Source organism: Streptomyces sp. NPDC048461 (assembly GCF_055587105.1).
The window spans coordinates 144,045-157,144 of the sequence record NZ_JBVJGW010000007.1 but is presented as its reverse complement, the minus strand read 5'-3'; the positions used below and the strand labels follow the sequence as shown (position 1 = coordinate 157,144).

The 13,100-nt window shown below is 72.5% G+C and carries 12 protein-coding genes and 1 tRNA gene; 4 read left to right on the top strand and 9 right to left on the bottom strand.

Annotated elements, in window-relative coordinates:
• Positions 1 to 6: 6 nt before the first annotated feature.
• The gene (locus ACZ6S8_RS14865) at positions 7 to 1,335 is read right to left on the bottom strand and encodes an ABC transporter substrate-binding protein (RefSeq protein ID WP_469455692.1); all 1,329 of its coding nucleotides are present in this window, start codon (positions 1,333 to 1,335) and stop codon (positions 7 to 9) included.
• Positions 1,336 to 1,437: 102 nt separating this feature from the next.
• On the opposite strand from ACZ6S8_RS14865, the gene ACZ6S8_RS14860 reads away from it, so the two are divergent.
• Positions 1,438 to 2,505, top strand: a complete 1,068-nt coding sequence (locus ACZ6S8_RS14860) for a LacI family DNA-binding transcriptional regulator (RefSeq protein WP_469455690.1) — start codon at positions 1,438 to 1,440, stop codon at positions 2,503 to 2,505.
• Between the two features lie 94 nt (positions 2,506 to 2,599).
• Here the strand turns inward: ACZ6S8_RS14860 and ACZ6S8_RS14855 are convergent.
• The 4 genes from ACZ6S8_RS14855 to ACZ6S8_RS14840 form a co-directional block, all read right to left on the bottom strand.
• Positions 2,600 to 2,672, bottom strand: a tRNA-His gene (locus ACZ6S8_RS14855).
• A gap of 110 nt (positions 2,673 to 2,782) precedes the next feature.
• Positions 2,783 to 3,385, bottom strand: coding sequence for an oligoribonuclease (gene orn, locus ACZ6S8_RS14850; protein WP_469455688.1), 603 nt, complete (start codon positions 3,383 to 3,385; stop codon positions 2,783 to 2,785).
• Between the two features lie 106 nt (positions 3,386 to 3,491).
• Positions 3,492 to 4,664, bottom strand: a complete 1,173-nt coding sequence (locus ACZ6S8_RS14845) for a helix-turn-helix domain-containing protein (RefSeq protein WP_469455686.1) — start codon at positions 4,662 to 4,664, stop codon at positions 3,492 to 3,494.
• A gap of 376 nt (positions 4,665 to 5,040) precedes the next feature.
• Positions 5,041 to 5,475 carry a hypothetical protein gene (locus ACZ6S8_RS14840; protein WP_469455684.1) on the bottom strand — a complete coding sequence of 145 codons (435 nt, stop codon included), beginning with the start codon at positions 5,473 to 5,475 and terminating at the stop codon, positions 5,041 to 5,043.
• Between the two features lie 321 nt (positions 5,476 to 5,796).
• On the opposite strand from ACZ6S8_RS14840, the gene ACZ6S8_RS14835 reads away from it, so the two are divergent.
• Complete coding sequence (locus ACZ6S8_RS14835) at positions 5,797 to 6,330, top strand: universal stress protein (RefSeq protein ID WP_319722977.1); 534 nt, start codon at positions 5,797 to 5,799, stop codon at positions 6,328 to 6,330.
• Between the two features lie 97 nt (positions 6,331 to 6,427).
• Positions 6,428 to 7,003, top strand: coding sequence for a GPR1/FUN34/YaaH family transporter (locus ACZ6S8_RS14830; RefSeq protein WP_469455682.1), 576 nt, complete (start codon positions 6,428 to 6,430; stop codon positions 7,001 to 7,003).
• Positions 7,004 to 7,149: 146 nt separating this feature from the next.
• On the opposite strand, the gene glmS is transcribed toward ACZ6S8_RS14830, so the two are convergent.
• From glmS to ACZ6S8_RS14815, 3 genes are all read right to left on the bottom strand, one after another.
• Positions 7,150 to 8,967, bottom strand: a complete 1,818-nt coding sequence (gene glmS / locus ACZ6S8_RS14825) for a glutamine--fructose-6-phosphate transaminase (isomerizing) (protein WP_469455679.1) — start codon at positions 8,965 to 8,967, stop codon at positions 7,150 to 7,152.
• A gap of 36 nt (positions 8,968 to 9,003) precedes the next feature.
• Complete coding sequence (locus tag ACZ6S8_RS14820) at positions 9,004 to 9,279, bottom strand: hypothetical protein (protein WP_469455678.1); 276 nt, start codon at positions 9,277 to 9,279, stop codon at positions 9,004 to 9,006.
• Positions 9,280 to 9,376: 97 nt separating this feature from the next.
• Positions 9,377 to 10,264: a DUF4429 domain-containing protein gene (locus ACZ6S8_RS14815; protein ID WP_469455676.1), complete on the bottom strand. Its 888-nt coding sequence runs from the start codon at positions 10,262 to 10,264 to the stop codon at positions 9,377 to 9,379.
• A 52-nt stretch (positions 10,265 to 10,316) separates the two neighbouring features.
• On the opposite strand from ACZ6S8_RS14815, the gene ACZ6S8_RS14810 reads away from it, so the two are divergent.
• A complete protein-coding gene (locus ACZ6S8_RS14810) occupies positions 10,317 to 11,906 on the top strand; it encodes a beta-N-acetylhexosaminidase (RefSeq protein ID WP_469455674.1) in 1,590 nt (529 codons plus the stop codon).
• A 250-nt stretch (positions 11,907 to 12,156) separates the two neighbouring features.
• Here the strand turns inward: ACZ6S8_RS14810 and ACZ6S8_RS14805 are convergent, their stop codons facing one another.
• Positions 12,157 to 13,080, bottom strand: a complete 924-nt coding sequence (locus ACZ6S8_RS14805) for a siderophore-interacting protein (protein ID WP_469455672.1) — start codon at positions 13,078 to 13,080, stop codon at positions 12,157 to 12,159.
• Positions 13,081 to 13,100 lie beyond the last annotated feature (20 nt).

The following is a 13,100-nucleotide window of genomic DNA, read 5'->3' as shown; positions in this document are numbered from 1 at the left end:
GCAGCCTCACTGTTCCAGGGCGTTGTCGATCGCCTTCACCGCGGCCTCCCAGCCCTCCTGCGGGCTGCGGCCCTTCTGGTCGACCTGGAGCATTCCGATGTCCGCCAGGTTCTGCGCGATCACCAGGTCCTTCGGGCCGATCACCGTCACCGGCACGCCCTCCGCCGCCCGCGCGAAGATCTCGCCGATCGGAGCGCCCCCGAAGTACGCGTGCTGCGCGCCCGACACCGCCGGGAGCTTGTACGAGGCGCTCGCGCTCGGGAAGCTGCCGCGCTTCTCGAACAGCTTCGCCTGCTGGGCGGGGGCCGTCAGCCAGGCCGCGAGCTTGGCCGCCTCTTCGGCCTGCTTGCCCGCCTTGGGCACCACGAGGAAGGAGCCGCCCCAGTTGCTCGGCTTGGGCGCCGGCGCCACGTCCCACTTGTCCTTCCCGGCCGGACCGGCCTTGTCCTGGATGTAGCCGAGCATCCAGGCCGGGCAGGAGACGGTCGCGAAGTTGCCGTTGGAGAAGCCCTGGTCCCAGGACGGGGTGAACTGCTGGAGCTTGGCGCTGAGCCCCTCCGTCGCGAAGGAGGCCGCGAGGTCGAACGCGCCGCGCACCGCCGGGTTGGTCTTGTAGACGACCTTGCCCTGCTCGTCGTAGAACCGCTGCGCGCTGCTCCCGGTCACCGCCGCCATCACGCCCGACGCCGAGTCGACGAACGCCTTGCCCTCGCCGGCCTTCGCCTTGTAGGCCTTGCCCGCCTCCAGGTACTTGTTCCAGTCGCCCGCCCACAGCGCCCCGACCGCCGCCCGGTCGGTCGGCAGCCCGGCCGCCGCGAAGAGGTCCTTGCGGTAGCAGATGCCCTGCGGGCCGATGTCCGTCCCGAGGGCGACCGTCGCCCCGCCCTTCGCCGTGCCCTGGGCCCACTTCCACGGCAGGTACGCGGACTTGTCCACGCCCGCCGTCTTGCCCAGGTCCACCAGCTTGTCCGCCTGGGTGGCGGTGATCTCGGCGATGTTGTTGACCTCGACGGCCTGGATGTCGGCGAGCCCGCTCCCGGTGCCCAGGTGGGTGAGGAGCTGCGGGTAGTAGTTCTCGTTGCGCTCGATGGAGGTCTGCTCGATGCGGATGCCGGGGTTCTGCGCCGTGTACTCGTCGTAGAGACCGGCCTCCTGGAGCCCGAAGGCCCCGAAGACCCCGACGGTCAGCGTCGTCTTCGCCTTGCCGTCGGCCGGGGCGCCCGGCTCGGGCTTCTCGGCCGGGTCCTGCGCGCATCCCGCGAGCAGGAGGGCCGCCGCCCCCAACGCGGTGCCTGCCGTGAGAAGGGTTCTTCGGGCTCGGGTGTGGGCTCGCATGTGCATCCTCCCTGAAGGACGAAACGTGCCGGGTGTCGTGTGACACAGTGTGGGAGCGCTCCCACAGTCGTCAAGGGGTAGATTCACAACCGGGAGGAAGCCATGAACGGGCACGGGCGCAGTGGGGGACGGCCGACCCTGGAGGAGGTCGCGGCGCGCGCCGGAGTCGGGCGCGGCACGGTCTCCCGGGTGATCAACGGATCCTCCAAGGTCAGCGAGCACACCAGGGCCGCCGTGGAGGCGGCCGTGGCCGAGCTGGCGTACGTTCCGAACCGCGCGGCCCGGGCCCTCGCGGCCAACCGCACCGACGCCATCGCCCTCGTGATCCCCGAGCCCGAGGCCCGCTTCTTCGCCGAGCCGTACTTCTCCGACGTGGTCCGCGGGGTCGGCGCCGCCCTCGCCGAGACCGACGTGCAGCTCGTGCTCACCCTGGCCGGCAGCGACCGCGAGCGGCGCCGCCTGGCGCAGTACCTTTCCGGCCACCGCGTCGACGGGGTGCTGCTCGTCTCGGTCCACGCGGGCGACCCGCTGCCCGAGCTGCTGGCCGAGCTCGGCATCCCCACCGTCATCAGCGGCCGCCGCTCGGCCGACGAGACGCTGCCCAGCGTGGACTCCGACAACCTCGCGGGCGCCGCCGAGGCCGTGCGCCACCTCCTCGGCCGGGGCCGCCGCGCGATCGCCACGATCACCGGCCCGCTGGACGTGTACGGGGCCCAGTGCCGTCTGGACGGCTACCGGCACGCCCTGGCAGCCGCCGGACACCCCGTCGACGCGGAACTGGTCGCGGTCGGCGACTTCACCGAGGACGGCGGCCGCCGGGCCATGCGCGAGCTCCTGGACCGCAGGCCCGCCCTCGACGCCGTCTTCGCCGCCTCCGACGTCATGGCGGCGGGAGCCCGGTTCGAGCTGCGCGCCGCCGGCCGCCGGATCCCGCAGGACGTGGCGCTGGTCGGCTTCGACGACTCGGTGGTGGCCCGCCACATGGACCCGCCGCTGACCAGCGTCCGGCAGCCGATCGAGGAGATGGGCCGGACCATGACGCGGCTCCTGCTGGACCGGATCGCCGGGAAGCCGCAGCCCGCGGGGGAGCCGGGCGCGACGGGCGGAAGCGGCCCGGGCGTGACGGCGGTCGTGCTGCCGAACAGCCTCGTGGTCCGGGAGTCGTCCTGACCCGGTACGGGGTCAGGACGACTCCGGGCGCGGGCCCGGTACCGGGCACGCAGAAGGCCCCGGTCCGCTTTCGCGTACCGGGGCCTTCCCGCAGGGTGAGTGACGGGACTTGAACCCGCGGCCACCTGGACCACAACCAGGTGCTCTACCAACTGAGCTACACCCACCATGTCCGGTCGGAGAACCGACCGGCCGAAGAAAAGCGTACAGGGTCCGGGAGGGTGCTCGCTCCACCCTTTTCCCGCGCCCGCCTCCGGTGTGCCCCGCCGCTGCGGCCCTACAGCCCCGGCACGACGTGCTTGGCGGCGATGGACTTCGCCGTGTCCGAGTCCGGCCCGGGCTGCGGCACGAAGACCGCCTCGCGGTAGTAGCGCAGCTCGGCGATCGAGTCCTTGATGTCCGCGAGCGCCCGGTGGTTGCCGTTCTTCGGCGGACTGTTGAAGTAGGCCCTGGGGTACCAGCGGCGCGCCAGCTCCTTGACCGAGGACACGTCCACGATCCGGTAGTGCATGTAGCCCTCCAGCGCGGCCATGTCGCGCAGCAGGAAGCCGCGGTCGGTGCCGACCGAGTTCCCGCAGAGGGGCGCCTTGCGCGGCTCCTTCACGTGTTCCCGTACGTAGGCCAGGACCTGCGCCTCGGCATCCGCGAGGGTGGTCCCGCCGGCCAGCTCGTCGAGCAGTCCGGATGAGGTGTGCATCTCGCGCACCACGTCGGGCATGGTCTCCAGTGCGGCGTCCGGCGGGCGGATCACGATGTCCACGCCGTCGCCGAGCACGTTGAGCTCCGAGTCGGTGACCAGTGCGGCCACCTCGATAAGTGCGTCGTCCGTCAACGAGAGCCCGGTCATCTCGCAGTCGATCCACACCATGCGATCGTTCATGTGTCCCACCTTATGCGGTCCCTTCGGGCCGGGACCGCATATGCGGAAGGTCCCCCGTCGGCGGTGACCGACGGAGGACCTTCGCCTCACGTACCCGTTGTGGGGGTTACGCGTGTTCCCGCAGGACGCGGCCCGGGGCGTACAGCTCCGTCACCGTCTGGCCCGCGGCGGCCAGGGCCGCCGCCGCCCGCTGGGGCTGCGGAGTGCGCTGGTGCGGCAGGGGTCCTCCCGAGAGGTCGGAGACCTGCGTCACCTCCGCCTGCGGGCGGCGTGCCCGGTAGGCGGAGCGGTAGGCGGCCGGGGAGGACCCCAGCTGCCGCCGGAAGTGACCGCGCAGGGCGACCGGCGAGCGGAACCCGCAGCGCCCGGCGACCTCGTCGACCGAGTAGTCGGACGTCTCCAGCAGCCGCTGTGCCTGGAGCACCCGCTGGGTGATCAGCCACTGCAGCGGGGCGCTGCCGGTCAGCGAGCGGAAGCGCCGGTCGAACGTGCGCCGGCTCATGTAGGCGCGGGCCGCCAGGGTTTCCACGTCGAACTGCTCGTGGAGGTGCTCCAGCGCCCAGGCGACGACCTCGGCCAGCGGGTCGGCGCCGATCTCCTCCGGCAGCGACCGGTCGAGGTAGCGCTCCTGGCCGCCCGTCCGGCGCGGCGGCACGACGAGCCTGCGGGCCAGGGCCCCGGCCGCCTCGCTGCCGTGGTCGGTGCGCACGATGTGCAGGCAGAGGTCGATTCCGGCCGCCGTGCCCGCGGACGTGAGCACGTCGCCGTCGTCGACGAACAGTTCGCGCGGATCGACGTGGACGGACGGGTACCGCTTGGCCAGCGTCGGCGCGTACATCCAGTGCGTCGTCGCGGGCCGGCCGTCCAGCAGACCGGCGGCGGCGAGCACGAAGGCCCCCGTGCACAGTCCGACGATCCGGGCCCCCTCCTCGTGCGCCAGACGCAGCGCGTCGAGCGCCTCGGGCGGCGGCGGTGAGGTGATGGAACGCCAGGCGGGCACGACGACCGTGCCTGCCCGGGCGATCGCCTCCAACCCGTATGGCGCGGTCAGTTCGAGTCCGCCGGTGGTCCTGAGCGGACCGTCCTCACCGGCGCACACGAGCAGTCGGTAGCGTGGAACTCCCGCGTCCTGCCGGTCGATGCCGAACACGGAAAGTGGAATGGAGCTCTCGAAGATCGGTCCGCCGCTGAAGAGCAGCACCGCGACGATCTCCCTGCGGCGACGCCCCGCGAGCTTCCGGCCGGCGTCTGCGACGACGGCGGTGGAATCCTGGCTCATGGCGCTAAGCCCCCCTTGGGTGTCGCGACTCCTTGGTCTGGTCGCACCTGCACGTTTCCCCTCGGCCTTGCACGTGGATCCCCCGCCGTAAATACATGATCGAATCTACTGCGTCCCGTGGTGTCGGCGTGACAAGTTCAGCACGCAGCGCTATGTCGACTTGGCAACTTGGCGAAAAGCATTCGATCAGGAAGCGTTCCACTCCGCTACCCGGGTGGGAAGCGCGCTGTCCGGCCATGGCCAGTACCCGTACGGTCACGGCGCCCCCCGGGCTCCGTCGTCGCTGGTGGTAGGGGGAGCGGGGGGACATTCCGGCAAGGGGGGCACCCTGCCGGGAAGTTGGCTGAAAACATGCGGGTGTGGGTGTGCGAATAAGTCAGTCCTGCGGGGGCGCCGTCTCGGAACCGTGGCAGCCGCGGTGGCTTCCGGTCCCGGAACGCGAGTGCCGGCCGCGGTGGACGGACGGCGTGCGCGCCTCCGCCAGGACCCGGGCGGCGGCCCGGTCCGCCTTCTCCGAGTAGCGCAGCATCGCCCGGCACGCGGCCGTGACGACGAGCAGTCCGAGGGTCGCGACGGCGGCCCCGCCGTAGGAGGCCCCGTAGACGACGAGCACCACCGGTACGAGCAGGCAGCTGAAGGCGGCCCAGCGCACGACGTCGCCCGCGGGGTCGTCGGCGGGGTGTCCGGGGCGGTGCGCGGTCGGGTGGAGGGGGGACCGCGGGGCGGGGGCGGAAGGTGGGGTCGTGTCGGCGAACGGGGCGGACTGCGTCCGCCGGGCGGGCTGGACGGGGTGAACCGGATGGCCGGGCACGGCGTACTCCCTGCGGGCTCTTCCTGGACGGTCGGACGCATGTCCAACGCGCCCGGGCGGGCCTCGGTCACTGCGCGCACGGGTGGCTCCGCCCCGACTCGTCACTGGCTGTAGGGGGCAGCGGTCATTGCCAAGGAGCGCTCTCTCCGGCATGCTCCCTGGGACGCTCTCCAGGGGCGGCAAGCCCTGTGCAGGATCAGAGTGTCGCCGTACCCTGGTGGGTAGGGGCTTGGGAAGATGCTTCCCGGACAGAGCTCCGTCACACAGTGTCGCCACTTTCCCCCTGTCGCTTCCTCCAAGGACCTCTTCGCCGAGACACCCATGGCCGGTCACGAATTCTCCGAACCCGCGGACCGCAAGCGCAAGCGCCTCGCCGACCCCGCGTCGGCCGCCGATCTGCGCGCGGTGGAACAGACGCGCCTTCCCTGCGACCCGGCCTTCCGGCACGGGGTCGTCGTGGGATTCGACGGCTCCACCTCCAGTGAGCGCGCGCTCGCGTACGCCATCGGCATGGCGAGACGCTCCGGATCCGGCCTGATCATCGTCCACGTGGCCAACCGGCTGCCCACCACCGTGTGGGCCGGCTGTGAGCCGCCGGTCTTCGTGGACGTGCCCGACCACCGGACCGAGGTGCTGGGGCTGGAGCTCGCCTGCGCGGACTACCTGGCGGAAGTGCCATGGATCCTGGTCGAGCGCGGTGGGGACATCTGCCATGAGCTGGAGGAGGTCGGCCGGGAGTATTCGGCCGACGCCATCGTGGTCGGCTCCACGCACGGGATCGTCGGCCGGATCTTCGGATCGGTGGCGGGCCGGCTGGCCAAGCGCGCACAGCGACCGGTCGTTGTCATTCCGTAACCGGCTGTACGGCGCTTGTGCGGTTGTGCGTCCATGTAAAGGGTAGATAAATGCCGCTGGGACGCAGCAAACAACTGCAGATCGAAGGGAGCCCGCCGTGGACAACGGTGTCTCTGCGGGAAGCACGGCCTCGACTTCGACCCTCGGGCACATCGCCCTGGGTCTCACCCTTCTGGCATTCGGCATCGGTCACACCGGCGTCGTCGACGGCGTGACCGCCGCCCACTCCGTGTCGCTCGCGACGTACGTCGGCGGCATCGCCCTCTTCGTCCTCGGGATCCTCGAGTTCCGCGGCGGCGACGGCTTCAACGGAACGGCGTTCGCGGGTCTCGGAGCCTTCTGGTTCACCTGGGCCGCGGGAGCGGACGGGAAGGTTTCGGCGGACGCGGCCGGAACGTTCCTGCTCCTGTTCGTGCTGCTGGGCGTCACCCTCACCGTGGGCGCCGCGAGCGGGCTGTTCGGACAGGCCGTGTACGGCCTGTTCACCCTCTCGCTGCTGCTCCTGGCGATCGGCGCCTTCGCGGACAGCAGCGTGCTGGGCAAGGCCGCCGGCTGGGTGGCGGCGGTCGCCGGCCTGCTGGCCTGGTACGGGGCCACCACGGCCCTGGCGCACTGGCCGACGGCCTTCGGCCGGGGCAGGGCGGCGAACCGGAGCGCGGTCGCCGCGAGCTGAGCGCGGCGGCGCCGGCCCCGGCCGGCCGGGCGCGACGGCCCGGAACGCGGAACGGCCCCCGGGGTGTCCCGGGGGCCGTTCCCCTCGTCAGGCCCGGCGGGCCGGATCGGTGCGCTCGGCGCGCCCCGCCCGCCCGCCGTCGCCGGCTACTCGACGGTGACGGACTTCGCCAGGTTGCGCGGCTTGTCGATGTCCCGGCCCAGGGCCAGGGCGGTGTGGTAGGCGAGCAGCTGGAGCGGGATGCCCATCAGGATCGGGTCCAGCTCGTCCTCGTTCTTGGGCACGAGGATCGTGTGGTCGGCCTTCTCCTGCTCGCGGTGGGCGACCGCCAGGATCCGGCCGCTGCGGGCCTTGATCTCCTCCAGTGCCGCGCGGTTCTTGTCCAGCAGGTCGTCGTCGGGGACGATCGCGACGGTCGGCATCGCGGGCTCGATGAGCGCGAGCGGGCCGTGCTTGAGCTCGGAGGCGGGGTAGGCCTCGGCGTGGATGTAGGAGATCTCCTTGAGCTTCAGCGAGGCCTCCAGGGCCACGGGGTAGCCGCGCACCCGGCCGATGAACATCATCGACTTGGCCTCGGCGTACTCGGCCGCCAGCTTCTTGATCTCCTCCTCGCCCTCGAGGATCTCCTGGATCTGCGCGGGCAGCTTGCGCAGGCCCTCGATGATCCGCTTGCCGTCGGTGACCGACAGGTCGCGGATGCGGCCCAGGTGCACGGCGAGCAGCGCGAAGGCCACCACCGTGTTGGTGAAGCACTTGGTGGAGACGACGCAGACCTCGGGGCCGGCGTGCACGTACACGCCGCCGTCCGCCTCGCGGGCGATCGCCGATCCCACGACGTTGACCACGCCGAGGACGCGGGCGCCCTTGCGCTTGAGCTCCTGCACGGCCGCGAGGACGTCGTACGTCTCGCCGGACTGCGAGACCGCGATGTAGAGGGTGTCGGGGTCCACGACCGGGTTGCGGTAGCGGAACTCGGAGGCCGGCTCGGCGTCCGCGGGGATCCGGGCCATGCCCTCGATCAGGCCGGCGCCGATCATGCCGGCGTGGTACGAGGTGCCGCAGCCCAGGATCTTGACCCGGCGGATGCCGCGCGCCTCGCGCGGGTCCAGGTTCAGGCCGCCGAGGTGGACGGTGGAGAAGCGGTCGTCGATCCGGCCGCGCAGCACGCGGTCGACCGCGTCCGCCTGCTCGGAGATCTCCTTGTGCATGTAGGTGTCGTGGCCGCCCATGTCGTACGAGGCGGCCTCCCACTCCACGGTCTCCGGGGTGGCGGTCGTGGTCGTGCCGGTCGTCGTGTAGGTGCGGAAGTCGTCGGCCTTCAGGGTGGCCATCTCGCCGTCGCCGAGGGTGACGACCTGGCGGGTGTGGGCGACCAGCGCGGCGACGTCCGAGGCGACGAACATCTCCTTCTCGCCGATGCCGAGGACGACCGGGGAGCCGTTGCGGGCGACGACGATGCGGTCGGCGAAGTCGGAGTGCATGACGGCGATGCCGTAGGTGCCCTCGATGACCTTCAGCGCCTCGCGGACCTTCTCCTCCAGGGAGTCCGCCTGCGAGCGGGCGACCAGGTGGACGATGACCTCGGTGTCGGTCTCCGAGACGAAGACGACGCCCTCGCCCTCCAGCTTGGCGCGCAGCTCGGAGGCGTTGTCGACGATGCCGTTGTGGACGACGGCGACCTTGTTCTCCGGGTCCAGGTGCGGGTGGGAGTTGATGTCGCTCGGAGCGCCGTGGGTGGCCCAGCGGGTGTGGGCGATGCCGGTGGTGCCGGCGAAGCGCTTGGGCACGCGGGACTCCAGCTCGCGGACCCGGCCCTTGGCCTTGACGACCTTCAGGGCGCTGGCCTTCGGGCTGTTGACCACGATGCCCGCCGAGTCGTAGCCGCGGTACTCCAGCCGCTGCAGACCCTCCAGCAGCAGCGGTGCCACGTCACGCTTGCCGATGTAACCCACGATTCCGCACATACGGTGTTGCCCCTCCTGAAGTCCGGTGTTCCGTGCTCAGCCGTAGACGATGCGGCGCAGTTGCCGGAGCGAGAGCTCCGGCGGCGCCACGGCGCGGTACGGCAGTTCCGCCGCGATCCGCTCGAAGATCTCCGCGTTCACCGCTCCGCCGGACTGCAGTTCCCGGTGGCGGCGGCGGACGAACTCCTCGGTCGTCTCGTCGAAGTACGCAAGCACGTCGAGCACCACCCGGGCTGCCTCGCCGCGCTGGAGCGCGGTGCTGCGCACCAGGTGGTCGACGAGGTCGTCGTGCGACGGACGGCGATCGAGCACCCGTAGATAGTGGCGGCTCGCAGAAGTGAATGCAAAGATCCTGCCCGGAATCGGGCAGGATCTCTCTGGTCTGTACCAGCGGAATGCATGGATCCGGTCAGAAACGCCGCAGAACGGACTGCTTGGCCGCCGTGAACTCGTCCGCCGTGAGGATCCCCGACTGGTGCAGCTCGCCGAGCTCGCGCAGCCGCCGCAGCAGCGTGTCGTGGTCCGCCGGTCCGTCCTCCGCCGCCGGCGCCGCGGTCGCCGCGGCGACCAGGGCCGGGGTGATCTCGGCCGCCGGGGCCGCCGGGTGGGGCATGCGCGCGGCCACCGCCGCGGCGACCAGCGCCATCAGGGGGTCGTTCCGGAACCCGAAGAGCTCCACCGTGTACGGGTCGTACTTGGGCGGCGTGGCGACCGCGTTCCCCGTCGGGGCGAAGCGCAGCCAGCCGTTCGTCAGCCCCTTGGACGGGGACCACTCCACCGCCCGGAGCTCCGAGAGCTTGACGGTGCGGGTCCCGCCGGAGCGCTTGGCCTCCTCCGCGGTCCAGTTCCACTCCAGGGTGACGCGGTCACCGTCGAAGGCGACCGTTCCGTCGCCCGCGCCCACGGTGATCGGCACCGAGGGGCCGGCCAGCAGGTAGGAGTCCGCCGGGCCCGACTCCACCTGCTCCAGCAGCAGGGCGTTGCGCACCTCGTCCACGACGTACTCCGCGACCCCGCTGCGGTCCGAGTCCACGGTGAGCCGGTACGGGTCGGAGGCGTCCGGCAGCCGCCCGCCCGTCACCTGCAGCAGGGGATCGGCGCCGTCACGCAGCCGCAGCCGGAGCCGCCCCGAGCGGCGGCCCGGTTCGTAGCTGATCCCGGCCACCGCGCGCAGCGGGACGACGACTTCGCCGAGGGTCTGGCGCAGCAGCCCCACCCCCTTGTCGCGGCCCGGAACGATGCGCACCGTGTCCCCGTCGAAGGTCCAAGTGCCGTCCTTCTGGATGATTTCCGCCATCCGACGATTCTCGCACCGGCCGACGCGGTCCACTTGGTCTATACCTGGCTGCATGAGAGTCCTGCGACGCACGCTCGGCACCCTCCTCGTCCTCGGCACGTTCGGCGCCGCGGTCTCCTGCACCGCCGCCCACGGTGACGACGCCCGGCCCGGCGACGATCCCCCCGCCGCCCTCGCCCCCTTCGACCGGCTGCTGCCCGCGCCCGCCTCCGCCCGCGCCGAAGGCCCCGGGTACGCCTTCGGGGCCGGCACGGTGATCCGTACCGGCCCGGCCGCCGGTGAGGAGGTGCGGCAGCTCGGCGAGCTCCTCGCGGAGCAGCTGCGCGGCCCGAGCGGGCTGCCGCTGCCCGTGGTCGACGGCGCGGCCGGGGACGGCATCCGGCTCCGGCTCGACGAGGAGGCGCAGGGGGTGGGGGACGAGGGCTACCGCCTGGAGTCCGCTCCCGACGGCGTCACCCTCACCGCGCGGACGCCCGCCGGGCTGTTCCACGCGGGGCAGACGCTGCGTCAGCTGGTCCCGGTGGCCGGGCCCGGCACGGTGCCGGGCGGGACGGTCGAGGACCGGCCGAGGTTCGCGTACCGCGGAGCCATGATCGACATCGCGCGGCACTTCTTCACGGTGGAGCAGGTGAAGCGGTACCTCGACCAGCTCGCCCAGTACAAGGTCAACACCCTGCACGTGCACCTGACCGACGATCAGGGGTGGCGCCTGGCGGTCGACTCCTGGCCGCGGCTCGCGGAGCACGGCGGCGGCAGCGAGGTCGGCGGCGGACCCGGCGGCCACTGGACCAAGGAGGAGTACCGCGAGCTGGTGGCGTACGCGGCGGAGCGGTACGTGGACGTGGTCCCGGAGATCGACATGCCGGGCCACGTGAACGCGGCGCTGTCCTCCTACCCGGAGCTGAACTGCGACGGGAAGGCTCCCGAGCGGTACACCGGGATCAAGGTCGGCTTCAGCTCGCTGTGCGTGGCCCGGGAGCGGACGTACGAGTTCGTCGACGAGGTGCTCGGCGAGCTGGCGGAGCTGACACCCGGGCGCTACCTGCACATCGGCGGCGACGAGGCGCACACGACGCCGGCGGCGGACTACGCGGCCTTCATGGACCGGGCCCAGGCCGTGGTCGCCAAGCACGGAAAGACGGTGGTCGCCTGGCACCAGCTGGCGGCGGCCCGGCCCGCCGAGGGCGCGGTCATCCAGTACTGGGGCCACGACAGGACGCCGGCCGCGGAGAAGGCGGGGGTGGTGGCGGCCGCGAAGGCGGGCCACCCGGTGATCCTGTCGCCGGCGGACCGGCTGTACCTGGACATGAAGTACGACGCCACGACCAAGCCGGGTCTGGCGTGGGCGGGGCACGTGCCGGTCGAGCGGGCCTACTCCTGGAATCCGGGCACCTACCTGGCCGGGGTGCCGGAGTCCGCGGTGCTGGGGGTGGAGGCCCCGCTCTGGACGGAGACCATCGCGACCCGGGCCGACTGGGAGTACATGGCGTTCCCGCGGGTGCTCGGGCTGGCCGAGCTGGGGTGGTCGCAGGCCGGGGCGCTCGGCTGGGACGGCTACCGGCGGCGGCTCGCGGCGCAGGGGCCCCGGCTGGACGCACAGGACGTGAACTTCCACCGGGCGCCGGGCGTGCCCTGGACCTGAGGGCGGCGGGCGCCGGCGGGCCCGCGGGTGAACGTGCGGCGGCGCGGTCGCGAAGAGGGCCGCTGGGGTCTTCGCGACCGCGCCGTGGTGCTGAGGGGCGGGCGGGACGTCGAGGGACCGTATCGACGACCACCCGCCCCGGCGGTGCGATGCTTAGGTTAGCCTAACCTTAATTGGCGCGCAATACCGAAGGGCCCCGGTGCGGAACCGGGGCCCAACTCGACACTTTTCCACGGCCGATGGCCGCTGACTACAGCTCGGACGCCGGATCCTCGGCGGGCGCCGCGCCCGCTGCGGCCTCGGCGAGCAGCTGCTCCTCGCTGGCGCCGAGCCGCCAGTACCCGGTGAAGCCGACCGAGCGCCGGTCGATCGCGCGGTCCCGCACGAAGTGCCGGCGCACCGCGCGGACCGTGCCGGCCTCGCCCGCCACCCACACGTACGGGGCGGCCGCTTCCGGGAGCGGCGCCGACCGCAGCGCCTCCGGCACCGCCCCGGCCCGCTCCCGTGCCGCGTCCCCGCGCACGATCCAGGTGACCTCCGTACCGGCGGGAGCCCGCAGGTCGATCCGGTCGTCCGCGTGCGGCACCTCGAACCAGGCCCGTACCGGCGGGCCCGCGGGAAGCCGCTCCAGGATCGCGGCCGCCGCGGGGAGTGCGGTCTCGTCCGCGTACAGGAAGAACGCGTCGGCGCCGGCCGGGGGCCGGAACCGTACGGACTTGTTCTCCGCGACGGCCGGGCCGATCGCCAGGATCCGCCGGCCGGCGACCGCGCGGGCCGCCCAGCGGGACGCGGGCGAGTCCGCCGGGCCACCGGCCGGCGGCCCGGCGTCGTGCAGCACGAAGTCTACGTCGACCTCGTCCGCACCGCCGGGCGTACGGCGTTGCCCGCGCACGGTGTACGAGCGCATGGCCGGGCGCTCCTCGTCCGGCATTCCGCGCCAGGCGGCGTACCAGGTGTCCTCGCCGGTGGACGGGAGCACGGTGTGCTCCCGGTGCGCGGGCGGCAGGAACAGCGACAGGCTCTGGTCGAAGCCGCCCGAGCGCAAGCCCGCGAGGGCCGCCCCGCCGAACGTGACGCGCAGGAACGAGTGCCCGAGCCGGAGGGTGCGCACCACTTCGAGCTCGAAGAACCGGAAGTGGGCGGCGGCCGGGATGCCGGACGCGTCGGCGGTCATGCGGAGGGCCCCCTGGGGTT

Coding starts and splice junctions, on each gene's coding strand:
- ACZ6S8_RS14865 (WP_469455692.1), bottom strand. CDS start 1,335: ATGCGAGCCCACACCCGAGCCCGAAGAACCCTTCTCACGGCAGGCACC.
- ACZ6S8_RS14805 (WP_469455672.1), bottom strand. CDS start 13,080: ATGACCGCCGACGCGTCCGGCATCCCGGCCGCCGCCCACTTCCGGTTC.
- glmS (WP_469455679.1), bottom strand. CDS start 8,967: ATGTGCGGAATCGTGGGTTACATCGGCAAGCGTGACGTGGCACCGCTG.
- ACZ6S8_RS14810 (WP_469455674.1), top strand. CDS start 10,317: ATGAGAGTCCTGCGACGCACGCTCGGCACCCTCCTCGTCCTCGGCACG.
- ACZ6S8_RS14815 (WP_469455676.1), bottom strand. CDS start 10,264: ATGGCGGAAATCATCCAGAAGGACGGCACTTGGACCTTCGACGGGGAC.
- ACZ6S8_RS14860 (WP_469455690.1), top strand. CDS start 1,438: ATGAACGGGCACGGGCGCAGTGGGGGACGGCCGACCCTGGAGGAGGTC.
- ACZ6S8_RS14835 (WP_319722977.1), top strand. CDS start 5,797: ATGGCCGGTCACGAATTCTCCGAACCCGCGGACCGCAAGCGCAAGCGC.
- orn (WP_469455688.1), bottom strand. CDS start 3,385: ATGAACGATCGCATGGTGTGGATCGACTGCGAGATGACCGGGCTCTCG.
- ACZ6S8_RS14845 (WP_469455686.1), bottom strand. CDS start 4,664: ATGAGCCAGGATTCCACCGCCGTCGTCGCAGACGCCGGCCGGAAGCTC.